This window comes from Streptomyces sp. NPDC052109 (assembly GCF_040680195.1).
Lineage (GTDB): Bacteria > Actinomycetota > Actinomycetes > Streptomycetales > Streptomycetaceae > Streptomyces.
Window position 1 is genome coordinate 1 of the sequence record NZ_JBFAWF010000045.1, and the last position, 23,108, is coordinate 23,108.

A 23,108-nucleotide genomic window follows, 5' to 3' on the forward strand; every position below is an offset into this window, starting at 1 on the left:
CGCCCGATTGTGCATTTCCCCATTTGAGCGCGAAATGGTCCTGGCCGTTGTTCTTGAGCAGCGCGGTCACGAACGGCAGGGCTCCGGTGCCCGTGGACCATCGGAGAATCGACCCGTGACCGACTCGGCGGACCATTTGATCGACGTTCATGCTCACTTCGTGACTCCCGCCTACGTGCAGGCGGCTCAAGGATCCGGGATCCTGCAACCCGACGGCATGCGGGACTTTCCGACGTGGTCGGTGTCCGCGCACCTCGGCCTCATGGACTCCGCCGGTATCCGCGCCAGCGTGCTGTCCGTCTCCTCCCCGGGCACCCACTTCGGCGACGACCGGGCCGCACGCGCGTTGACCCGCGAGGTCAACGAGTTCGCGGCTGACGTGGTGCGCACTCACCCGGACCGCTTCGGGCACTTCGCCTCCCTCCCGCTGCCCGACGTGGACGGCTCCCTGACCGAGCTCGCCCATGCGCTGGACCACCTCGGCAGCCATGGCGTCGCCATCGAGACGAACGTCGCCGGGATCTACCTGGGCGATCCGCGCTTCGAGCCGCTTTGGAGGGAACTCGACAGCCGGGAGACCGTGGTCTTCGTCCACCCGACCTCTCCGCCCTGCCACGAGGCCGTGTCCCTGGGCCGGCCGCGGCCGATGCTGGAGTTCCTCTTCGACTCCACCCGCGCGGTCGCCGACCTGGTGTTCACCGGAGTCCTTCGGCGGTATCCCCGCATCCAGTGGGTCATCACCCACTGCGGCGGTGCCCTGCCGTTGCTCGCCGACCGCATGGAGCTCTTCCGCAGGGCCTTCGGCAGCGGTGCCGGCGACGGCCCCACGGTCCAGGACCAGCTGCGGCGTCTGTGGTACGACATGGCCGGAACCCCGTTTCCGCACCAGGTCCCGGCCCTCGTCCGGGCGTTCGGTAGCGAGCGGCTGCTGTACGGGAGCGACTACTGCTGGACCCCGGCCACCGGGGCCGCCGCACAGATCGCGTCTGTGGACGTCGCGGAACAACCAGGCGAGACCACATGGCGGCGGCTCACCACGGGAAACGCCGCCAAGCTGCTTCCGGGGCTACGTGGCGCGTGACTGGGCAGCTGTCCGGCCGATCACGGCGCAGCCGGATGACCAGCCCGGCAGCGGTGGCCGTACCGAGGTGGACGCAGCGCGCTCCGAGGGTGCCCTGACCTTGCGGCGTTCTCGCGCACCGCGGTTCAGGCCACGAGCAGGCGCAGGCCGGCTCTGCCGCGTCGAGGGCGACGAGGTCCCGGTCGCGTTCCGCCCACCGGCCCGAGGAGAGGTCGTCGCGGAGGCTGTCCACCGCCCGCTGCTCGGCCTGCGGCCCGACTCTGGTCCATACCGAGCCTGAACCTGCTGCGGAAGACGTTCCCGGCTACCGTCCGCCGGCCACAGCCGGTGGCGTCGCGGACCGTCTTCCACGGTCCGAACCGCTCCGGCAGGTCACGCCGCACGACCACTGCTCACCGGCAGGAACGGGCCTCAGCCGTTCCCACTCCGCATCCGGCAGATCACCGCGTTCAACCGCCCCGTGCTCCCGGCGAACGAGCAGATCAAGCGACAGTGGCATGATCGGCCGGACAGCCGGCCGGGCAGGCGCTCGCCGTGCGCTCGTCCGCGCTGCCGTCCCCGTTCGGCATCCATCGCCTCAGCACGTGGGATTCCGAGGGCGCTGTGCCCCGCAACCTTCAGTCGAGGTCGGGCAGCGGGCGTCGGGTGACCTCACGGGCGTCGGCCGCGGGGACGCCGAGCATACGCAGGACCATTTCGGCCAGGTCGGAGGCGGCTTCGTCGCCGTCGAGATCGGGGCGGGCCAGCCGGAGCGCCACGAGGGACATGAGGGTGCCGCCCACGGCCGACAGGGCGGTGGTCGCGTTGGCGCAGTCGAAGCGGCCCGAGGCGAGGCCGATCTCCAGGTCGCGCAGCGCTCGCGGGGCAAGGCCGCGGTCGGAGTGGATGTAGGCCAGACCGCGGTCACGCAGGATCCGCGTGAGTTCGGGGTGGGAGTCGGCCATCCTCGCGGTGAGCCTGAATCCGGCGGCGACCAGCTCGGCCGGGTCGTCGATCCCGTCCACCCGCTCGTCGATGAGCTGACCGAACTCCTCCAGGGCGTCGGTCACCGCGGCGTCGAACAGCTCCGTCTTGGACTCGAAGTGGTTGTAGAAGGAGCCGAAACCCACGTCCGCGCGTTCGGCGATGGCCTGGATGCTGGCGCTGGTGTCCCCGGTCTCGGCGAGGATCTGCCGGGCCGCACGGACGAGCGCCTGACGGGTTTCGGCACGGCGCCGCTCGAAGCGGTTCTTGGGTGGGGCTGACGTCGGCATACGGCGAGTGTAACCACCGTCGCGATGAGTGTGCCATTACTGATGAGACCCTCAACTCCTTGACGGCGGCCTATTGACGATGAGAGTCAGCAAAGTTGATGATTTCCTCATTACAGCAGTGTTGCCTGGAGGACACCATGTCCCACACCCCCGTTAACAAGCTCGACCCGCCGACACCCCACGAAGACCTCCACAGCGAGCAGGGTGCGCTTCGCGGCGAACACCCCGGCCGGTCCCGGAACCCCGTGATCAAGGTGGCGGACCTGGCCTGGCTGGAGTTCGAGAAGCCCGACCTGGACCGGGCCGAGGTCTTCGCGCGTGACTTCGGGTTCGCGATCGCCGCCCGCACCGAGGGGGCGCTGTGGCTGCGCGGCACCTTCGCGGGGCCGCCCTGCATGGTCATCCGGCGGGGGCACGCGTCCCGTTTCATCGGGCCCGCGTTCCGGGCGGCCGAGCCTGCCGATCTCGACCGACTGGCCCGCGCCACCGGCGCCACCGTCCGGGACATCAACGTACCGGGTGGCGCGCGGTCGGTCTCCCTGCTCGATCCCTCGGGCCTCCCGGTCCGGGTCGTGCACTGCGCCGACCAGCTGCCCGCGCTGCCCGAGCAGTCCCCGTTGCTCCTCAACACGGGCGGGCGACAGCGCCGTACGAACGCCACCCAGCGTCCGCCCCGCGAACCGTCCCGCATCCAGCGCCTCGGCCATGTGGTGCTGGAGACGCGGGCGTTCATCCGCACCCTGGACTGGTACCTGGACACCCTCGGCCTGATCGTGTCCGACTTCCTGTTCCTGGACGGGCAGCGCGGGCGCGGTCCGACGATGGCGTTCATCCGCTGCGACCAGGGCAGCGTGGCCGTCGACCACCACACGCTGGCCCTGCATCTGGGGCCGGGCACCGGCTATGTCCACTCCGCGTACCAGGTGACCGACCTGGACTCGATCGCGGCCGGCGGCGAGTACCTGGCCGAGCGCGGCTACAAGCGCAGCTGGGGAATCGGCCGGCACATCCAGGGCAGCCAGCTCTTCGACTACTGGCGCGACCCCGACCACTTCATGCTGGAGCACTTCGCCGACGGCGACCTGTTCTCCTGCGACCTCGAACCCGGATGGGCGCCGATGTCGGCGAGCGGCCTGGCCCAGTGGGGCCCGCCGGTCACGCGCGACTTCCTGGGCGCGAGCCCGTCCCCGGCCAAGCTGCGCGAGGTCATGACGGCCCTGCGCGGCGACAACGAACTCGACCCCGCACGTCTGCTGGGCCTGATGAAAGCGATGAGCTCATGAGCACCAACGTTCTGCGCACCACCGACGGCTGGTGGGTCGTCCGGGACGAGCGCGCCGTCCGCATCGAGACCAAGGCGGTCACCACCGCCGAGCTGCTCACCGACCGGGAGGCGGTCCGTGAGGCCGCCGCCTCCGCCGACAGCGGCACGCCTGTCGCCGACATGGTGGCGCTGCCTCCGGTCACCACCCCGTGCCGGGTGGTCGCCCAGATGGTCAACTACCGCAGTCACGCCAAGGATTCGGGCTTCTCCGGTGACATCCCGCCCACCTTCTTCCGCAAGGCGTCCGGCTCGGTCAGCGGTCCCCACGACACGATCGTCCGCCCGGCGCACGTGAAGTTCCTCGACTACGAGGTGGAACTGGGCCTCGTCATGGGTGCGTCCCTGCCGGTGGGCACCGTCGTCGAGGAGAACGACCTGCCGCGCTACGTCGCCGGACTGGTCCTGACCAACGACGTCAGTGCCCGTGACGTCCAGCTGACCAAGACCCAGTTCTACGAGAGCAAGTCGTATCCGACCTTCACTCCGACCGGGCCGTACCTGGCCCTGCTGGAGCCCGAGGACTTCGCCCATCTGCTGAACCTGCGGCTGCGGTTGTCCGTGAACGGCGCACCGCGCCAGGACCGCACGCTCGCCGACATGATCGTGCGGCCCGCGCAGGCGCTCACCCTGCTCGCCCGATTCCAGACGCTCGACCCGGGTGACCTGCTGCTCACCGGCACTCCCGGTGGCACCGCCCTCAAGGCCCCGCCCAAGCCGGTCGCGAAGATCAGTGCGCTGCTGCCGCCCGCGGCGCGGTGGAAGGCCTTCTTCAAGGGGCAGGCCAAAAACCCCCTCTACCTGCGCGACGGTGACCTCGTCACCGCCACGATCGCCACCCCGGACGGGCGGATCGACCTCGGAGAGCAGCGAAACGCCGTGGCGGACGCGAGGTGAGCGCGGCAGCCCGGAGAACGGTGGTGATCGTCGGCGCGGGACCAGTGGGCGTCACTGCCGCCCTGTTGCTCGCGCGGTACGGAGTGCGCAGCGTGCTCCTCGAACGCCACCGGGACATCTACCCCCTGCCGCGCGCCGTCGTCGCGGACGACGAGATCTGCCGGATCCTGCAGAGCGTCGGCGTCCACGAGGAGTTCGCCGCCATTTCACGCCCGGCTCCGGGGCTGCGGCTCCTGGACCCCGGGCGTCGCCTGATCACCGAGTTCCCGCGCTCCCTGCACGGCCACCATGGCTTCGCGCAGACCAACATGTTCGACCAGCCTGAGCTGGAACGCCTGCTGCGCAACGCCCTGGCGCGCCGCCCCGAGTGCGAGCTGTGGGGCGGCGTGGAGGCGGTGTCCGTCACCCAGGACGCCGACGGGAGCGCTCCGGTGCGGGTGACCTTCCGCCGTGCGGGCGGTGGCGACGAGGAGCACCTGTGGGCCGACGCGGTCCTCGGCTGCGACGGTGCGGGCAGCCTCACGCGAGAGGCCGTCGGCGCGACGTGGGAGGACCTGCATTTCGAGGAGAGCTGGCGGGTCATCGACGTGCGCACCAGCCTACGGGTGCGCAGCTGGGACGGCGCCGAGCAGATCTGCTGCGCCAACCGTCCCGCCACCTACATGCGGGTCGGCGAGGACCGCTACCGCTGGGAGTTCCGGTTGGACGGCGACGAGCGCCTGGACGGCCCGCAGGGGCGGGAGCGCCTGCGGGAGCTGGTCGCCCCCTGGGTGGACCTGCCGCCCGACGGCTCACCGGGCGGCGACTTCGAGGTGATCCGGCAGGCGCAGTACACCTTCCGGGCCCGCCTCGCCGACCGGTGGCGCCGAGGGCGCGTCTTCCTGCTGGGCGACGCCGCCCACCTCACCCCGCCCTTCGTCGGGCAGGGTCTGTGCGCGGGCCTGCGCGATGCCCACAACCTCACCTGGAAACTCGCCCGGGTGCTTCGCCAGGGCGCGGACGATGGGCTGTTGGACACGTACGAGCGCGAGCGCAAGCCGCACGCCCGCCACCTGATCCGTGTCGCGGTCGCCGTCGGCTGGGCCATGACCGGGGGACAGGACCGCGGTGCGGCATTCCGCCGGGCCGTGGTGGGCACGGCCTGCCGCATCCCCGGCGTGACCGCGGCGGTGAGCCGCGACCTCAGCCCCGCCCTCACCAGCGGTCCGCTCGTGCGGCGCCGGCCCCGGTTGACCGGCCGCGCGCTGGCCGGAACCTTCTGCCCCCAGCCCTGGGTACGCCACGACGGCCGGCCGGTCCGCCTCGACGACGTCCTCGGCGACTCCTTCGCCCTCCTGACCGCTGTGCCGCCGACAGCGAAGATGACGGCCGTGGCCCATGCACTGGGCGCGACCACGATGCGTGTGGGCGACCTGGGAGACGACGGCACGCTGGCCGCATGGCTCGCGGGCGGCCGGTCGGACGCCGTCCTGCTGCGCCCCGACCGAGTCGTGATGGACACCGTCCCGACCGGCACCGGCGACTTCACGGGCACCGCCGCCTGGGCCCCGCTGCTGCACACGACCCGCCGCACCGCCGAAGCCCGGCCCGATCCCCTGCCGAGGAGCACCACACCATGACCACCCCGCACCTCGTGCCGTACCCGGAACCCTTCTTCACCCCCGACCCGGAGGCGGCCGCTCGCAGCCGCATCGCGGACTTCGCCCGGTGGGCGGCCCGGCGCCACGACGCCCCAGTCGCCCACGACCCCACCGACTACCAGACCCTGTACCGGTGGTCGGTCACCGACCTGGAGGGGTTCTGGGCCGCGGTGTGGGAGTACTTCGACATCGATGCGACCACTCCGTACGAGCGGGTACTGGCCGAGGAGACCATGCCCGGGGCACGCTGGTTCCCCGGCGCCTCCCTCAACTACGCCCACCACGCGCTGCGCAACCTGGCCCCGGACGCACCCGCGATCACCGCGCTGGACGAGACCGGGGCCGGCCACGAGATCACGGGTCGGCAGCTGCGCGCCCGCGTCGCCTCCGTCGCGGCCACTCTCCGCGACCTCGGGGTGGGACAGGGCGACAGGGTGGTGGGCTACCTGCCCAGCACCCCACACGCCATCATCGCTTTCCTCGCCACCGCCAGCCTGGGCGCGGTGTGGTCGGTGTGCGGCCAGGACTACGCCCCCAAGGCCGCCGCCGACCGCTTCGCCCAGCTCGAACCGACGGTGCTCATCACCGCCGACGGTTACCTCTTCAATGGCACCACGCACGACCGCCGCGGCGCCTCCCGCGAACTGGCCGATGCCCTACCCACGCTGAAGGCCACGGTACTCGTGGATCACGTGGGTCTCGGGTGGCCCGAGGACAAGCACACGAAGCTGACGGTGCCCTGGGAGGACGCGGCCACCCGCACCGAGTACCTCACCATCATCCCGGTACCGTTCGACCACCCGCTGTGGGTCGTGTTCTCCTCCGGCACCACCGGCCTGCCCAAAGGCATCGTCCACGGGCACGGCGGCGTCCTGCTGGAGCACCTCAAGTCCCTCGGCCTGCACTGCGACCTCGGCGTCGGGGACCGTCTGCTGTGGTACACCACCACTCACTGGATGATGTGGAACCTGGCCGTCTCCACCCTGCTGACCGGTGCCACCATCTGCACCTACGACGGCAGTCCCGCGCCGCTCGCTCATCCGGACATCCTGTGGGAGCTGGCGGCCCGTCACAAGGTCACCGTCTTCGGCACCAGCCCCCAGTACCTGCTGGCCATGGGCAAGTCGGGCATCGAACCCGCCGTGCACGACCTGTCGGCCATCCGCGTCGTGGGCTGCACCGGCTCCGCTCTGCCGGCCTCCGCCTACCCCTGGGTCCGCGACCACGTGGGCGCAGGCATCCAGCTGGCCTCGACCAGCGGCGGTACCGACGTCGTCTCGGGCTTCGCCGGCAGCGCCCCCACGACCCCCGTCTGGGCGGGGGAGCTGTCCGCGCCCAACCTGGGCGTGGCACTGGCCGCCTACGACGAAGGCGGCATCCCCGTCACCGACCAGGTGGGTGAACTCGTCGTCACCCGGCCCATGCCGTCGATGCCGCTGTACTTCTGGAACGACCCCGACGGCAGCCGCTACCGCGACGCCTACTTCGGCGCCTACCCGGGCGTGTGGCGGCACGGCGACTGGGTCACCCTCACCTCCCGCGGGTCGGTGATCGTCCACGGCCGTTCCGACGCCACCCTCAACCGCAACGGCGTGCGCCTGGGCAGTGCCGACATCCACGACGTCGTCGAGCGACTCCCCGAGATCACCGAGGCCCTGGTCATCGGCGCGGAGGAACCCGACGGTGGCTACTGGATGCCGCTCTTCGTGGTCCTCACCGACGGGCTCGAGCTGGACGACTCCCTGCGCGACCGGATCCGCGACGCGATCCGCGTCGGCGCCTCACCCCGCCACGTCCCCGACGAGATCCTCGCCGTACCGGCCATCCCGCACACGAAAACCGGCAAGAAACTCGAGGTTCCCGTCAAGCGCCTCCTCCAGGGCGTCCCCGCGCAGCAGGTCCTCAACCCCGCGGCGGTCGACAACCCCGAACTGGTCGACTACTTCGCCGGGTTGGGCGCGGAGCGAACCAGGCGGTCAGCACACCACAGGTGACTGACGCCCAGCGCCTCGGCTCCAACAGGCCCAGCACCGCCGCATCGTGCCGGGACGGAGACCCCGCCCCGGCAGCACGTCATCCGCAACACCGAAGTGAGAGGGAAATCGTGAGCATGAACGACCGCGAACCGCAGAGGCTCGATGTCCTCGACGACGGCGGGCGAAAGCTGTTGTTCACCGAGGCCCGTACCGCGAACAGCTTCGCCGATGTGGCCGTAACCGACGACGAACTCGCCGTGATCTGGGAGCATGCCCGCTGGTCGCCGAGTGCCGCCAACAGCCAGCCCCTTCGTGTGCTCTTCGTGCGGACCGGCGAGGGCAAGGAGCGGTTGGTCCGGCATCTGGACGAGGGCAACAGGGCCAAGACGCTTCAAGCGCCGGCCGTGGCGGTCCTGGCGTACGACGTCGACTTCCACGAGCAGATGCCGACGGTGTTTCCGGCCCGGGGCGAGATGCTACGAGCGGCGTTCGCCGACCAGGGTGAGAAGCGTGAGGTCCTCGCGTCCTACAACTCGGCCCTGCAGACGGGCGTGTTCCTGCTCGCGGTGCGTGCGGCGGGGCTCGCGGCCGGCCCCATGGCCGGCTTCGACAGGGCCGGTGTGGACGAGGAGTTCTTCGCCGGTGGCAGTTGGCGTTCGCATCTGGTGGTGAACATCGGTCACCCGGGTGCCGAACCGTGGTTCCCGCGGCTGCCGCGTGTGCCCGTCGGGGACGCCGTCGCCTGGGCCTGACGGCACGCGGAGGTGCGAGGTGCCATGCCGTGGGGCGCCGGTGCTCTCCTGAGCACCGGCGCCCGATCTGCTCGGCGTGAGTGCGCTGCAGCTCGCGGGCGCCACCGGCGTGGCGCGCGGTCCGGTCCTGCCACTGTGCGGGGCCTTGGCCGGCATCGGGCCGTCGATGCCGGCGTGTGCGGCGTTGATGGCTGGTATCCCGTGCTCCTCGCGGGGGCCATGTCCTGATCCGGTGACCAGGGGGTATCAGTCGGCCGGCTGGTCGGCCGGACGCACCCCGGCGGTCCACTTCTCCTCGATACGGCCGAACTTCCACACGGCCAGCGCCGCGGCCCACGTGACGAGGAAGAGACCGACGACGACGAAGCCCAGGGTGTTCAGGTCCAGGCCGCCGAGCCAGTCCCAGAAGCCGCCGTGCAGGCCGGCCTTGGCGGCGAGCAGGCCCAGCATCTCGGCGGTGCCGATGATCAGCGCGACGGCGACGGACAGGCCGGTGACGGTGAGGTTGTAGTAGACCTTCCGTACCGGCTTGGAAAAGGCCCACCCGTAGGCGAAGTTCATGAACGAGCCGTCGATGGTGTCCAGGAGGCTCATGCCGGCCGCGAAGAGGACCGGCAGGCAGAGAATGGCGTACCAGGGCAGACCGGAAGCCGCTCCCGAGCCGGCCAGCACCAGCAGAGCGACCTCGGTGGCGGTGTCGAAGCCGAGCCCGAACAGCAGGCCGAGCGCATACATCTGCCAGGGCCTGGTGATCGACTTCATCACGCGTCCCAGGAGGCGGTTGATCAGGCCTCGGTGGTTCAGCTGCTGCTCCAGTGCGGCCTCGTCGAAGTCACCGGAGCGCATCCGCCGGAACACCTTCCAGATGCCGGCGAGAATGACGCTGTTGATGCCGGCGATGACATAGAGGAACGTGCCGGAGACGGTCGTGCCGATCAACTCGGTGGCGTGGTGCAGTTCGGAGTTGTCGTCGCGTACCGGTGCGGCGATGGCGTCGATGCCCAGGGACAGCAGGAAGGCCAGCACGAATACGACGCTGGAGTGTCCGAGGGAGAACCAGAAGCCGACCGACAGGGGGCGTCGGCCTTCCTCCATGAGCTTTCGGGTGGTGTTGTCGATCGCGGCGATGTGGTCGGCGTCGAACGCGTGCCGCATGCCCAGGGTGTAGGCGCTGACGCCGATGCCGACCCCGAAGCCCTTGGTTCCCAGGCTGTAATGCGCCGGCACCACGATCGCCACCAGCGTGAACCACCCGAGGACATGCAGCGCGATGACGAAGGCGGCCATCCCGGCGGCGCGGCCCCACTCCGCGCGACTCATCGAGCCGGATATGCGACGCCAGCGGGAAGTGCGGGGGGCCGTGCCTGTCATGCGTGGTCTTCCTTCACTTCTGCGGGCCCGGTCAGGGACGACGCATGCCGTCGCACGGGCGCCCGGTAGGCGGAAGGGGGCTGTTGAGCCCGCTCCCGCCTACCGGGCGCCTCATGGGCGTTCAGGCGGCGTACACCGCTGCGCCGGCGGTGCCGGCAGCGACTGCCTCAGCGGTTGCGATCTCAGTCGCTGTGGGACCGATTCTCAGCGTCATAGGACCGGTTCCACGGGCGGTCGTTCCGGCTCCGGTCGTGGTCGTAGCGGTTCCAGTCGTGGTCGTTCCGGCTCCGGTCGTAGCGGTTGCAGTCGCTCCGGTAGTCCCTGTCGTGCTTCCAGCCTCGGTTCTCGTCGTCCCAGCGGTAGCAGTGGCCGTGCCGGTGGGACCGGTCCCGATCGCCGTTGTGGTCGCTGTGGTGCCGGCCGTGGTAGCTGTCCCGGCAGTAGCCCTCCTTGTGGTTGTGCCGGTGGGTGACACCGTGGCGCCCACGGGAGTCATCGGTCTTGACACTGACGGCTGAGCGCTCGACATGCGCGGTTACCGGAGTCGCGGCCGAAGCGGTGCCGCCGGCACCGAGAACGGCTCCGCCTGCCACTGCGGCAGAGGCGGCAGCGAGAGATATGCGCTTCGTGAGCTTCCTCATGGATTTCCTTTCGGGTGGGCGCAATCCGCAATCCCAGCGATTGCGTGTGCAAGTGAAGACGGCGCCCTCTGTTCGAAGCCGCGTCGGCGCGTTCACCCTTCGTGAGGGCCGCCGGCGGCCACCGGTCGCTTGCAGAGGCCACAGATGTGGCGGCACTCCGCAATGTTCCATACACCGTATGGAAGCAAGACAATTCGTACCATACGACGTACGGAGCTGTCGAACGACGGAGGCTTGCGGCTGCGAAGTGCGCTTCCATGGCGAAGAGTTGACGCCAGTGTGACGCAGGTCACAGTGAGACAAGTTGACTCATAGATGGTTTGTGAGTCAATCTGTCTCACAGGAGATCGCGAATGAACACATACGCGATCCATCCGTAGAAGTCGCAAATGTCACCGCATTTCGCGTACAAGGTTCCTAATGGAGGAAACGATGACCTCTACGATCACCAAGAAGGCGGGCAAGGGCCGCACCGACGGTGTCGTCTCCGAGCTGGCTGCCTACTTCAACGTGAAGCCGGGGCACGCGGAGGAACTGCAGGCGGCCTGCCAGCGGTTCGTCGAGGAGCTGCGCCGCCAGGACCCGGCGCAGACCATCAAGACCGGCCTGCGCGACACCCGGCACGTGATCTTCGACGGCGGCAGGCAGCTGCTGTGGGCCACCACGTTCGAGACCGAGTGGGACCCGTACGTCGACGACGCGATCCTGACCGTGGGCTTCGAGCACTTCGCGGACTGGATGCAGCACACCACCGAATGGGACGAGCTCTTCGCGTGGGTGCAGGAGGCCGGCGGCATGGACGCGCTCTCCAAGAGCAGCAACAACCCGGACTTCGAGGAGAACGTCCGCAAGTCCACCGCCGGCCTGAAGAAGATCCTTCAGGACGCGCAGTCCCAGGCCGCCTCCTACTTCAACCCCCTCGGCCCCCTCACCATGCCGCAGGTGGTCAAGGCCCAGCAGGTCAACGACGCCTTCCAGGAAGTCCTGGACAACCCCGCCGCCGAGGAAGCGCTCTCGCACCCGGCCCTCAAGCCGCTCCTCGCCCAGGCCGCCGCCTGACCCCTCAAGCCCCTGGGAGGGGCGACACCTGTCCCGCCCCTCCCAGGCCCCCTCACCGCTAACCGCAGGCGACTTTGTGAATGTATTCACTTTCACAAAGTCGCCTGCTGGATTCCCCTGGAGAGAGCGTGCACACGGCCATGGAGCCCGAGACGATAGCCCGCTGGCAGTTCGGAATCACCACCGTCTACCACTATCTCTTCGTGCCGCTGACGATCAGCCTCGCCGGCATCACTGCCGGCCTGGAGACGGCATGGGTGCGCACGAGGAAGGAGAAGTACTTCCACGCCACCAAGTTCTGGGGGAAGCTCTTCCTGATCAACATGGTGATGGGCGTGGTCACCGGCCTCGTCCAGGAGTTCCAGTTCGGCATGAACTGGTCGGCGTACTCCCGCTTCGTGGGCGACATCTTCGGCGTACCGCTGTCGATGGAGGCGATCATCGCCTTCTTCTTCGAGTCCACGTTCATCGGGTTGTGGATGTTCGGCTGGGACCGGCTTCCCCGACGCCTGCACCTCTTCTGCATCTGGATGGTGTCCCTCGGCACGGTGCTGTCGGGCTACTTCATCCTGGCGGCGAACTCGTGGATGCAGCATCCGGTCGGCTACCGGATGGACCACGGCCGACCCCGGCTGACCGACTTCTCCGAGGTCCTCCTGCAGCCCACGGCGGTGTTCGCCGGCCTGCACGCGATCACGGCCTCCTTCGTGACGGGTGGGGCGTTCGTGACCGGGATCGCCGCCTGGCACCTGTGGCGCGCCCGGCGCACCCAGATGCGGAACGGGGTGGTGGACAGCGGCCGGATCCGCGTCATGCGGACCTCTCTGCGGATCGGCCTCTCGGTACTGACCGTGGCGGGCATCGCCACCGTTCTCGACGCCGACACCCTCGGAAAGCTGCTGATCGATCAGCAGCCGATGAAGATGGCGGCCGGCGAAGGGCTGTGGAACACCACGGCGAACGCTCCGTTCTCGGTGTTCGGCATCCCCGACGTGGGCAAGCAGCGGAACACCGCCGACCTCGACATCCCATACGTGTTGTCGTTCCTCGCCCACGGCAACCCGCACACCCAGGTCACCGGTATGCACGACGCGGCAGTCGCCATGGCGGCGCGCTACGGCGGCTCGCCGGGGGACTACCTCCCCGACGTCCCAGTGGCGTACTGGTCGTACCGCTTCATGATGTTCTTCGGCATGACCTCCGTCGCCGTCGGCGCGGCAGGGCTGTGGCTGACCCGCAGCCGGCGCTGGATCGCCACGGCTTTCGTCACCCGGCCGGACGAGGTCCCGCACCTCATGATCACCAAGGACCGCGCCCTCGGCCCGTTCCTGACCAAGTGGGCATGGCGCGCGGCCATCTGGACACTGGGATTCCCGCTGATCGCGAACTCGTTCGGCTGGATCTTCACGGAGACCGGCCGGCAGCCGTGGGTCGTGTACGGCCTGATGCGCACCTCGGAGGCCGTGTCTCCGGGGGTGAGCGCGGCAGAGATGCTCACGACCCTGATCGGGTTCACCGTCCTGTACGGAGTACTCGCCGTCATCGAGGTCAGGCTGATGGTCAAGTACGCCACGGCCGGCCCCCGCCTCGACGAGCAGCCACCCCGGCGTGACCCCCGGCTACGCGGTTCGTCCGCCGCCGAGGACGAAGACAAGATCCTCACTTTCGCCTACTGACCGGCCGTCAGGACGTTTCGCCATGCACCTCCACGACTTCTGGTTCCTGCTGATCGCCTTCTTCTGGACGGGTTACTTCGTCCTGGAGGGCTTCGACTTCGGCGTCGGCGTGCTCACCAAGCTCCTCGCCCGTGACGAGCCCGAACGCCGCGTGCTGCTCAACACCATCGGCCCCGTCTGGGACGGCAACGAGGTCTGGATGATCGCCGCCGGCGCCGCGACCTTCGCCGCCTTCCCGGGCTGGTACGCCACCCTGTTCAGCGGCTTCGACCTCCTGCTGTTCGCCGTCCTGGTCTGCCTGATCGTGCGGGCGGTCGGCTTCGAGTACCGCGCCAAGCGTGACGGCGCCCGGTGGAAGCGCAACTGGGAGCACGCCATCTTCTGGTGCTCGCTGCTGGCGCCGCTGCTGTGGGGGCTGGTCTTCGCCAACATCGTCCACGGCGTGGCCATCGACCGGCGGCAGGTCTACATCGGCGGCCCGAGTGGCCTGTTCCACCCCTACGCGCTGCTGGGCGCCGTGACCCTGCTGGCGGTCTTCACCGCCCACGGAGCGGTGTTCGTCGCGCTCAAGACCGTCGGGGACATCCGCGACCGGGCCCGTGCACTCGCCTTCAGACTCGGTGCCGTGGCCGCCGTGCCCGCCGCTGCCTTCCTGATCTGGACACAGTCGGACCGCGGCAACAGCCGCAGCCTCGTGACGACGGCCCTCGCGCTGGCCGCCTGGTGTGTCGCGCTCGGCTGTACCAGGGCTCGTCGCGAAGGGTGGGCGTTCACCTTCTCCGCCGTCACCGTCGCGGCCACCGCGGCCACGCTGTTCCTGACCCTCTATCCAGACGTCATGCCGTCCACGCTGAACCAGGCCTGGAGCCTGACCGTCACCAACGCGTCCTCCTCGGCATACACCCTGGGAATCATGACCTGGGTGGGCGGCGTCTTCGCTCCGCTGGTCATCGGCTACCAGGCGTGGACGTACTGGGTGTTCCGCAAGCGCATCGGCACCCACCACATCCCGCGGAGCGGCTCACCCGAACCCACTCACGCTCGCTCGCGCACTCACACACAAGGAACCGTCATGCCCCTTGCCCTTGTCCCGGACCGGCCACGCATCCTCATCGCGGGCGGCGGCTACGTAGGCCTTTACACCGCGATGCGCCTGCTGAAGAAGTTGCGCCGCGGCGAGGCGACCGTCACGGTCGTGGACCCGCGCTCGTACATGACCTACCTGCCCTTCCTGCCGGAAGCGGCGGCCGGCAACGTGGCTCCGCGCAACCTGGTCGCCCCGCTGCGCAGCGCCCTGACCGGTGCGGAGGTGGTCACGGGGCACATGGTCTCCGTCGACCAGGAGACCAAGGTCGCCCAGGTCCGCACTGCGGCGGGGCACGCGCTCGAGCTGCCCTTCGACCACCTCGTCGTCGCGCTCGGCTCGGTGTCCCGCACGTTCCCCATACCGGGCCTGGCCGACCACGCCATCGGCATGAAGTCGGTCGAGGAGGCCGTCAGCCTGCGCAACCACGTCGTGGCTCAGATGGACCTCGCCGACTCCACCACGGACAAGGCGATGAAGCGCAAGGCCCTGACGTTCGTCTTCGTCGGTGGCGGCTTCGCCGGCGTGGAGACCATCGCGGAGGTCGAGGACATGGCTCGCGACGCCGCCCGTGACTACGGCAACGTCAGGCGGGCGGACATGCGGTTCATCCTCGTCGAGGCCGCCGGTCGCATCCTGCCCGAGATGGGTGCGGACCTCGGTGTCTGGACCATGGAGAAGCTTCAGAAGCGCGGCATCGAGGTGCACCTCGAGACCTCCATGGAGTCCTGCGTCGACCAGCACGTCGTACTGACGAACGGTGTCGAGACGGACGCTTCCACGATCGTGTGGACGGCCGGCGTCCGCCCCAACCCGGCCTTGACACACTTCGGCCTGCCGCTCGGTCCGCGTGGCCACGTCGACACCCTGCCCACCCTCCAGGTGAGGGGGGTCGACCACGTGTGGGCCGCGGGCGACAACGCCCAGGTTCCCGACCTGGCCGCCGAAGAGGGCGCGTGGTGCCCGCCCAACGCACAACACGCCGTACGGCAGGCTCCGGTGCTCGCCGACAACGTGCTCGCGGTACTGCGTGGCCGTTCGCCCAAGGAGTACCGGCACAGGAACCTCGGTGCGGTGGCCGGCCTCGGCCTCCACAAGGGCGTGGCGATCCTCTTCGGCAAGGTCAAGCTCAAGGGCCGCCCCGCGTGGTGGTTCCACCGCCTCTACCACGGCAGCCGGGTGCCGACGCTGAACCGCAAGATACGCGTCTTCGTGGACTGGACCCTGGCCTCCCTGCTGAAGAGGGAAACCGTCGGTCTCATCGAACTGGAACACCCACGCGATCCGTTCACCGAGGCGGCCACGCCGCCGGGTGCTCCCAGCCGCGAAGGGGCGCCCCGTACCGGATGAGCCGTATCTGATCTCGCCAACCGCCCCTTCTTCTCTTTCCGTTACATCCCCTGTCCGCTGTCTGGAGGGCTGACCCCATGTCCCCGAACGCCATCTCCGCCGCTCGCGGCGCTGAGGCCGCACCCGAGAACGCATCCGTCCACCCGTCACACCAGCGACGCTGGTGGATCCTGTTGGTCATCTCCCTGTCCATGCTGATGGGTGTCCTCGACGGCACCATCGTGAACATCGCCCTGCCGTCCGCCCAGCACGACCTCGGCTTCTCGGACGCCGACCGGCAGTGGGTGGTCACCGCCTACGCCCTCGCCTTCGGCAGCCTGCTGCTGCTCGGCGGCCGGGTCGCAGACCTGGTCGGGCAGAAGGTGACCTTCATGGTCGGCCTGGCCGGATTCGCGGCCGCTTCCATGGTGGGAGGCGCGGCGAACGGCTTCGCCATGCTCGTCGTCGCGCGGGCGGTGCAGGGACTGTTCGCCGCCCTGCTGGCCCCGTCCGCACTGTCGATCCTGATGACCACCTTCACCGATGCGCGCGAACGAGCCAGGGCCTTCACCGTCGCCGGCTCGGTCGCCGGTGCCGGTGGAGCCATCGGCCTGATTCTCGGCGGGGTGCTGACCCAGTACCTGGACTGGCGCTGGACCATGTACGTCAACGTGGTCTTCGCCGGGGTGGCGCTGGTCGGTGGTGCAGTCCTGCTGCACCGCACCCCGCGCGACAGGACCTCGAAGCTCGATGTCCTCGGCACGCTGCTGGTCTCCACCGGTCTCTTCTGCCTGGTCTACGGCTTCTCGAACGCCGAGACGCACGGCTGGCGTTCGCTTGCGACCTGGGGCATGCTGGCGGCCGGTGCCGTACTGGTGGTTGTCTTCGTGTGGTGGCAGAGCAGGGCGGTACATCCGCTACTGCCCTTGCGGGTCCTGCTGGACCGTAACCGCGGTGCCTCCTTCGCCGCCCTCTTCGTCACCGGCGCGGGCATGTTCGGCGTGTTCCTGTTCCTGACCTACTACCTGCAGCAGAGCCTCGGTTACAGCGCCCTGAAGACGGGCTTCGCCTTCCTGCCCATGATCGTGGCGTCGTCGTCCGCCTCCGCCGTGGCCAACAACGTTCTGGTGGCGCGCATAGGGCCGAAGCCGGTGGTACCGCTGGGTATGGCCATTGCCGCCGCCGGGCTGATCTGGATGACCACGCTGGACCTGGACAGCGGTTACGTGGCGCAGGTACTGCCCCAGTTGGTGCTGGTCGGTATCGGGTTGGGCACGGTCATCGCTCCGGCCATGAGCCTGGCCACGTCCGGCGTGGCCGCAGCCGACGCGGGAGTGGCCTCCGCTGCCGTCAACACTGTCCAACAGGTCGGTGGGTCCATCGGCGTCGCCCTGTTCAGCACGATGGCCTCCGACGCCGCCACCAACTACCTCGCCGGCCGCAATCCCAAGGACCCGGGTGTCCTGGCCCGGGCCGGCCTCGAAGGTTACTCGACCGCCTACTGGTGGTCGGCGGCCGTCTTCGTCATCGGCCTGGGCGTGACCCTTCTGCTCTACCGCCGTGGCGTACCCCGGCACGACGAGAACGCCGCACCAGTCGTCCACATGTGACGCACCACTCGGGCGTGTCGGCTTCCCTCTTTCCGCTCTCTGAGACAGGATGACTCATAGAGTGTTGTAAGGTGCAATGCCCCACGGAAGGGAGTAGTAGGTTGCAGGTCAGAACTGATCCGCGTCTGTTGCGCAGTCGCGAGGCCATGGTCGCGGCGGCCACCGAACTGCTCGCCGAGGGTGGGCTGGAAGCCGTGACGCACCAAGCGGTCGCCACCCGGGCCGGCGTCGGCAGAGCCACCGTCTACCGGCACTGGCCCGGCCTTCTCGACCTCCGTCTGGCTGCCCTGGAGGCGGGCATGCCCCCGCTGCCTCCGGTGCCCGAGGAGATCCGGGCCGCATCGGGCAACGATCCACGGGCGGAGCTCATCCACAATCTGGGCGTGCTCGCCGAGCGGCTGGACGACGAGCACACGGGTGCCGTCCTCGTCGCGGTCATCGGCGGCTCACGGAACGACGAAGGCATGCGAAGCCTCCGGCAGACGTTGATGAACCAGATCGCCGATGCCCTGCGCCCCGCTGTCGCCGCGGCCGTCGAGCGCGGGCAGCTCCGGCCTGACGTCACTGCCGAGACATTCGCCATGGCGACCGTGGGTCCCCTGTTCTTCGAGCGCTTCATCGCCGGCAACCGCCTGGCGTGTGACACGGTGGAGATCGTGGTGGACGCCGCTTTGCGGGCCTGGTCCTAAGGCTGGGCAGTGTCCGGCGCCGGATTTTCCGGAGAGCTTCCGGTGCCGGCCAGGGCCTGGGCGGTGACCGCGTCGCAGACCCGCTCGGCCGCGGTGATCGTTTCCTCCCAGTCCGGCAGGCGGCGCCCCGGCGCGACGGGCTCCGCGCGAGCCTGAGCGGCTGCTCGCCGCGCCTCGGCCAGACGCTGATACGCGGCGCGGCGCAGTGCCTGACGCTGGGCGGCCGTGGCGGTCGGCGTCAGGTCGCGGTAGCGGCGGACGGCGAGCAGAGCGGCGTCGATCTGCGCCGCAGCCCAGCTGCCGGCCGAGTCGGGCCACACCAGGAAGTTCGCCACCAGCACGATGGCCGCGGCCAGGGCGGTGTCCAGGATGCGGGTGCCGTACAGCGCGCGATGGTCTCCGAGCAGGTCGACCAGGACGAAGACGATGCCCGTCAGGCCGGTGGTGGCTACGGCGTAGTGATGGCGGACCCCTACCGCCATGAGGGCGCCGAACGCCGCCACCGTCCCGATGAGCGCATAGGGGGTGTCGCCGGTCAGCAGGGCCACCGCACCGAGCGCGGCCACACCGATGACCGTGCCGATGCAGCGGTGCAGTGCCCGGCGCAGAACGGGGCCGAGGTCGGGCTTGTAGATGAAGGCCACGGTCATGGGCACCCAGTAGCCCCGTGGGCCGTGCAGCACCAAGGCGCTGACGTACGCGACGAGGACACAGGCGGCGAGCAGTGTGGCGTACCGCAGACGCACATTCCGACGTGGCCGTGGGCGCGCGGGCAGGGAGAGGACCACATCCGCGTCCGCTTCCGCGTCGGCCGTCTCGCACAGCTCGAGGAGAGCTCGTACGGCGGGTGAACGCCGGTCGGCCGCGGCCACCACGTGCTCGGCCGGAGCGAGGCCCTGCCCTGTGGACGCGCTCCCGCTTGCGGGAAGCAGGCGCCCGGCCATCTGCAGGGGAAGGTCGGCCGCGCCGGGCGGGAGGGGGCGGCCCTCCCACACGAGCGCCGACACCACCTCGCCGAGGCGCACGGCCAGGCGCAGCGCGCCAAGGAGCCGACGGGTGTCGGGGTCGCCAGGCTGACGCCGGGTCGCCGCGGCCAGCTCGGGGGCCAAGACGCCGTGCGCGTCGTCGAGGGCCAGTGTCAGGGAGCGCCGAGCGGCCTCGGCGTGCGGGGTGCCCACGGCCGCCAGTGCCGCGGCGGCGGCGCGGTAGACGGCGCGCACGGAGTCGGACTCGATCCGGTGCCGCCGCCACAGCCACGGGCTCGTGGACAGGACGGTGACCAGGAGCACTCCGGACAGCAGTGCGAGGGGCGGCTGCCACCAGGGGCCTGGCACAGGGAAACCGCTGCCGATGGTGGTGCCGAGCAGCACATGCATGCCGGCCACGGAGCGAACGGGGCCGCACAGACTGATCATCCCCGCGATCAGGGCGGTGGCAACCAGGCACCCTGCCACCGCCGCCGTCTGCCCGCTGCGCAGCGCGAACTCTCCGATGAGCAGGCCGAGGGCACTGGCCAGCCCGACGGCCGACAGCCGCTGCAGGCGCAAGCGGTAGGGGGACGAACCGTCCTGGCCGATACCCCACAGTGCACCGATCGCGGCGAACACGGCCGGAACCATGTGCCCTGTCCACAGCCCGAGCAGGAGGGGAAGCGCCAGAGCGACGGCACCCCGCAGGGCGGCTGCGAGCGGGAATCCCGCGCGCGCCGTACGCAGAGTCCGGCGCAGCCATGAGGTCCCAGCCATCAGCGGACGGCGTGACTGCGGGGTTTCTGCCGAGGGTGCCATGGGGGCTGGTCCTGAGGTCGGTGAAGGTGTCGTGGCTGCCTGGCCCCGCGGCGCGCGCCTGGGGCACGGCCGGGTTCAGGGCGTGATGAGGACGGTGAGCTTGCGGGGTCCGTGGACGCCCTGGACGCGGATCATCTCGATGTCCGCGGTGGCCGAGGGGCCGCTGATCCAGGTGATCGGACGGCGGGGGTCGATCCGGGTGATCACCTCGGGCAGGGAGGAGCAGACCTGGTCCTCGCGCACGACGCAGACGTGGACGTCCGGCACCAGTGTGGGGGCGCGCCGCCCTTGGCCGGGACCCGCGTCCAGCACGATCGTTCCGGAGTCGGCGACGGCGGCCGCGCACATCGTGACCACGGCGTCGGTGCCGTCGAGTTCCGCCTTCGACAGTTCGGGGACATCGCGACGGATCTCACCGGACCACTGTGCCGGCCAGGCCGCGGGGAGCCCCTCGGGGACGACCGCCGAGCGTGCGGCCTGCTCGTCGAGGGAGTCCGCCACCGCGGCGGGAAGGTCCGTGGCCGGCACGCGGCGTACTGTCGCCCCGTACTCCCTCAGGCGCTGGGTGAACAGCTCGACGGTGGCCGTACGGTCGCCGGGGGTGATGCCGGGGGCGCTGCGCAGATAGGCGCGGGGCACCTCGACCGGGCCGGCGGGCACGTCGGCGACGGCCGCGCGGATGCGGCTGAGGATGGCGTCGCGCGCGTTCACTTGGTGCCTCCATTCGTGCGCTTCCACCAGGTACGGAAGGACTGTCTGGGGATGTCGGGGATGCTCCTGCTGTCGGTCCAGCCGTGCAGGGGACCGGGCAGGCCCATGTTCTTGGGCAGGAGCACGCCGGCCTTGCCGGCCGACTTGACGGCCGCGTTCCACAGCGGGGGGTGGTCCATGACGGTCTCCACCGCCTTCAACGCCGCCCTCTCGGCGGGGTGCTTGACCTTGGCGTCGCCTTCGGCCACGTCCGAGCGCAGCTTGAGCAGGACGTCCGTGAAGCGGATGCGGACCGGGCAGACCTCGTTGCAGGCACCGCACAGGCTCGAGGCGTACGGCAGTGAGGCGGTCTGGGGGTCGTCGAGCCCCTTGAGCAGGGGATTGAGGATCGCGCCGATGGGGCCCGGGTAGACCGAGCCGTAGGCGTGGCCGCCGGTGCGTTCGTAGACGGGGCAGACGTTCATGCAGGCACCGCAGCGGATGCAGCGCAACGCCTGCCGTCCGGCCGGGTCGGCCAGGGCGCGGGTGCGGCCGTTGTCGACCAGGACCAGGTGGAAGGCGGAGGGACCGTCGCCGTCCGTGACGCCGGTCCAGCTGCTCGTGTAGGGCGCCATCCGCTCACCGGTGGCGTTGCGAGCCAGCAACTGCAGGAAGACTTCCAGGTCGCGCCAGGTGGGTACGACCTTCTCGATGCCGACCACCGAGATCAGCGTGTCGGGGAGGGTCAGGCACATGCGCCCGTTGCCCTCGGACTCCACGATCACCAGGGTGCCGGTCTCGGCGACCATGAAGTTGGCGCCGGAGACGGCGACTTTCGCCTTCAGGAACTTCTCCCGCATGTGCAGGCGCGCGGCCTCGGCCAGCTCCTCGGGGTCGTCGGTGAGGTGGTCCGGGGCGGGGCGGCCGTACTTGCCCATCTCGCGGGCGAAGATGTCGCGGATCTCCGTGCGGTTGCGGTGCAGGGCCGGGACCACGACGTGCGAGGGGAGGTCGTCGCCGAGCTGAACGATGGCGGCGGCGAGGTCGGTCTCGCGTGCGCTGATACCGGCTGCCTCCAGGGCGCCGTCGAGTCCGATCTCCTCGGTCAGCATGGACTTGACCTTGACGATCTCCGTCTCCCCGGTCTGCTTCACGAGATCGGTGACGATGCGGTTGGCCTCATCGGCGTTCTCGGCCCAGTGGACGGTGCCGCCGGCCGCGGTGACGTTGGCCTCGAGCTGTTCCAGGTAGGTGTCGAGGTGATGGAGGACCTCGTCCTTCAAGGCGGCCGCGCTGTCACGCAGGTCCTGCCAGTCGGGGCGCTCGGCAGCGAGGACGGCGCGCTTGGCGCGGATCGTGTGGGTGGCCCGGCGCACGTTCGCGCGCAGTTGCTCGTCGCGCGTGGCGCTCTCGGCCGCCGTGGGGAACTTCGGCCAGTTCAGGAAGACCTTGCTCATCGCACGCCCTCCAGAGCCGTGACCGGCACGCCGTCCAGCGGGCCGTCCCCCTGGGTCCTTGCCAGGATTTCGACCAGGTGCATGGGGCGCACCAGGTGGCCGTCCTTGGAGAGGCGGCCGCCGATGTTCATCAGGCAGGAGTTGTCCACCGCAGCCAGGACGTGCGCCCCGGTCTCCAGCACGTGCCGGGCCTTGTCACCGTTCATGGCGCCGGAGACCGCACCGTTCTTGACCGAGAAGGTGCCGCCGAAGCCGCAGCACTCCTCCTGCGCGGGCAACTCCACGAAGTCGATGCCCTTGACCGCTCGAAGCAGCCGGTAGGGCCGTTCGCCGAGCCGTGAGGAACGCAGGCTGTGGCAGGTGGGGTGATAGGTGACGCGGTGCGGGAAGTAGGCCCCCACATCCTCCACGCCGAGCGTGTCGGTGAGGAAGCTCGTCAACTCCTGCACCCGTGGTGCGACCTCACGGACGTCCTGCAGCAGCTTGTAGTCCTTGACGGCAGCGGCCGCGATCGCGTACGCCTCCGAGGGCAGCCCGCCGCACGACGCGGAGGGCACGACGATCCGGTCGTAGGCGCCGAAGACCTCGACGAAGTGCCGGGCGAGCTTCGCGGTCTCGGCCCGGTAGCCGGTGTTGTAGTGCATCTGGCCGCAACAGCTCTGTGCGGTGGGGAACTCCAGCTCGATCCCGAGCCGCCGCAGCAGCTTGACCGTGGCCTGTCCTGTCGCCGGAAACAGACTGTCGTTGAGGCACGTGACGAACAGCGCGGTGCGCATGGCGTCACCCCTTCTCGTC

Annotated in this window: 18 protein-coding genes and 2 pseudogenes; 12 read left to right on the plus strand and 8 right to left on the minus strand. The window is 69.8% G+C overall.

Translation table 11 applies throughout. The features are described from left to right. The first annotated feature begins 115 nt into the window (after positions 1-115). Positions 116-1,081 carry an amidohydrolase family protein gene (locus AB0L59_RS41460; protein ID WP_365593179.1) on the plus strand — a complete coding sequence of 322 codons (966 nt, stop codon included), beginning with the start codon at positions 116-118 and terminating at the stop codon, positions 1,079-1,081. 125 nt (positions 1,082-1,206) lie between these two features. Here AB0L59_RS41460 and AB0L59_RS41465 read toward each other — a convergent pair. After that, positions 1,207-1,361 (minus strand): annotated as a pseudogene (locus AB0L59_RS41465) (MerR family transcriptional regulator); the annotation flags it as partial. Positions 1,362-1,698: 337 nt separating this feature from the next. Then, on the minus strand, positions 1,699-2,334 hold the full coding sequence (locus AB0L59_RS41470; protein WP_365593182.1) for a TetR/AcrR family transcriptional regulator: 636 nt from the start codon (positions 2,332-2,334) through the stop codon (positions 1,699-1,701). 137 nt (positions 2,335-2,471) lie between these two features. Here AB0L59_RS41470 and AB0L59_RS41475 point away from each other — a divergent pair, with 137 nt between their 5' ends. From AB0L59_RS41475 to AB0L59_RS41495, 5 genes are all read left to right on the plus strand, one after another. After that, a complete protein-coding gene (locus AB0L59_RS41475) occupies positions 2,472-3,617 on the plus strand; it encodes a VOC family protein (RefSeq protein WP_365593184.1) in 1,146 nt (381 codons plus the stop codon). Next, positions 3,614-4,552 carry a fumarylacetoacetate hydrolase family protein gene (locus AB0L59_RS41480; RefSeq protein WP_365593187.1) on the plus strand — a complete coding sequence of 313 codons (939 nt, stop codon included), beginning with the start codon at positions 3,614-3,616 and terminating at the stop codon, positions 4,550-4,552. Before AB0L59_RS41475 ends, AB0L59_RS41480 begins: the two co-directional genes overlap by 4 nt. After that, entirely contained in the window at positions 4,549-6,171 is a 1,623-nt protein-coding gene (locus AB0L59_RS41485) for a bifunctional 3-(3-hydroxy-phenyl)propionate/3-hydroxycinnamic acid hydroxylase (protein WP_365593189.1), read from the plus strand. Before AB0L59_RS41480 ends, AB0L59_RS41485 begins: the two co-directional genes overlap by 4 nt. After that, positions 6,168-8,186: an acetoacetate--CoA ligase gene (locus tag AB0L59_RS41490; protein ID WP_365593192.1), complete on the plus strand. Its 2,019-nt coding sequence runs from the start codon at positions 6,168-6,170 to the stop codon at positions 8,184-8,186. Before AB0L59_RS41485 ends, AB0L59_RS41490 begins: the two co-directional genes overlap by 4 nt. A gap of 116 nt (positions 8,187-8,302) precedes the next feature. Then, the gene (locus AB0L59_RS41495; protein WP_365593194.1) at positions 8,303-8,920 is read left to right on the plus strand and encodes a malonic semialdehyde reductase; all 618 of its coding nucleotides are present in this window, start codon (positions 8,303-8,305) and stop codon (positions 8,918-8,920) included. 246 nt (positions 8,921-9,166) lie between these two features. On the opposite strand, the gene AB0L59_RS41500 is transcribed toward AB0L59_RS41495, so the two are convergent. After that, a complete protein-coding gene (locus AB0L59_RS41500; RefSeq protein ID WP_365593240.1) occupies positions 9,167-10,240 on the minus strand; it encodes a HoxN/HupN/NixA family nickel/cobalt transporter in 1,074 nt (357 codons plus the stop codon). A gap of 233 nt (positions 10,241-10,473) precedes the next feature. After that, entirely contained in the window at positions 10,474-10,932 is a 459-nt protein-coding gene (locus AB0L59_RS41505; RefSeq protein ID WP_365593197.1) for a hypothetical protein, read from the minus strand. A 432-nt stretch (positions 10,933-11,364) separates the two neighbouring features. Between AB0L59_RS41505 and AB0L59_RS41510 the strand changes: the two genes are divergently transcribed. The 6 genes and pseudogenes from AB0L59_RS41510 (at position 11,365) to AB0L59_RS41535 (ending at position 18,379) form a co-directional block, all read left to right on the plus strand. Further along, positions 11,365-11,991, plus strand: a complete 627-nt coding sequence (locus tag AB0L59_RS41510) for a hypothetical protein (RefSeq protein ID WP_365593199.1) — start codon at positions 11,365-11,367, stop codon at positions 11,989-11,991. 128 nt (positions 11,992-12,119) lie between these two features. Beyond that, positions 12,120-13,667 (plus strand): cytochrome ubiquinol oxidase subunit I, encoded by a 1,548-nt coding sequence (locus AB0L59_RS41515; RefSeq protein ID WP_365593201.1) that lies wholly within the window; start codon positions 12,120-12,122, stop codon positions 13,665-13,667. Positions 13,668-13,689: 22 nt separating this feature from the next. Next, positions 13,690-14,637 (plus strand): annotated as a pseudogene (gene cydB / locus AB0L59_RS41520) (cytochrome d ubiquinol oxidase subunit II); the annotation flags it as partial. 102 nt (positions 14,638-14,739) lie between these two features. Beyond that, entirely contained in the window at positions 14,740-16,101 is a 1,362-nt protein-coding gene (locus AB0L59_RS41525) for an NAD(P)/FAD-dependent oxidoreductase (RefSeq protein WP_365593243.1), read from the plus strand. A 77-nt stretch (positions 16,102-16,178) separates the two neighbouring features. Next, complete coding sequence (locus AB0L59_RS41530) at positions 16,179-17,690, plus strand: MFS transporter (protein ID WP_365593203.1); 1,512 nt, start codon at positions 16,179-16,181, stop codon at positions 17,688-17,690. Positions 17,691-17,791: 101 nt separating this feature from the next. After that, a complete protein-coding gene (locus AB0L59_RS41535) occupies positions 17,792-18,379 on the plus strand; it encodes a TetR/AcrR family transcriptional regulator (protein ID WP_365593204.1) in 588 nt (195 codons plus the stop codon). Here AB0L59_RS41535 and AB0L59_RS41540 read toward each other — a convergent pair. The 4 genes from AB0L59_RS41540 to AB0L59_RS41555 form a co-directional block, all read right to left on the minus strand. Beyond that, the gene (locus tag AB0L59_RS41540; protein WP_365593207.1) at positions 18,376-20,124 is read right to left on the minus strand and encodes an FUSC family protein; all 1,749 of its coding nucleotides are present in this window, start codon (positions 20,122-20,124) and stop codon (positions 18,376-18,378) included. The two genes, AB0L59_RS41535 and AB0L59_RS41540, sit on opposite strands and share 4 nt — an antisense overlap. A 117-nt stretch (positions 20,125-20,241) precedes the next feature. Further along, complete coding sequence (locus AB0L59_RS41545; RefSeq protein WP_365593209.1) at positions 20,242-20,877, minus strand: LUD domain-containing protein; 636 nt, start codon at positions 20,875-20,877, stop codon at positions 20,242-20,244. Then, positions 20,874-22,313, minus strand: coding sequence for a LutB/LldF family L-lactate oxidation iron-sulfur protein (locus AB0L59_RS41550; RefSeq protein ID WP_365593211.1), 1,440 nt, complete (start codon positions 22,311-22,313; stop codon positions 20,874-20,876). The genes AB0L59_RS41545 and AB0L59_RS41550 overlap by 4 nt, the downstream gene beginning before the upstream one ends. After that, the gene (locus tag AB0L59_RS41555) at positions 22,310-23,089 is read right to left on the minus strand and encodes a (Fe-S)-binding protein (protein ID WP_365593214.1); all 780 of its coding nucleotides are present in this window, start codon (positions 23,087-23,089) and stop codon (positions 22,310-22,312) included. Before AB0L59_RS41555 ends, AB0L59_RS41550 begins: the two co-directional genes overlap by 4 nt. Between the last annotated feature and the right edge of the window lie 19 nt (positions 23,090-23,108).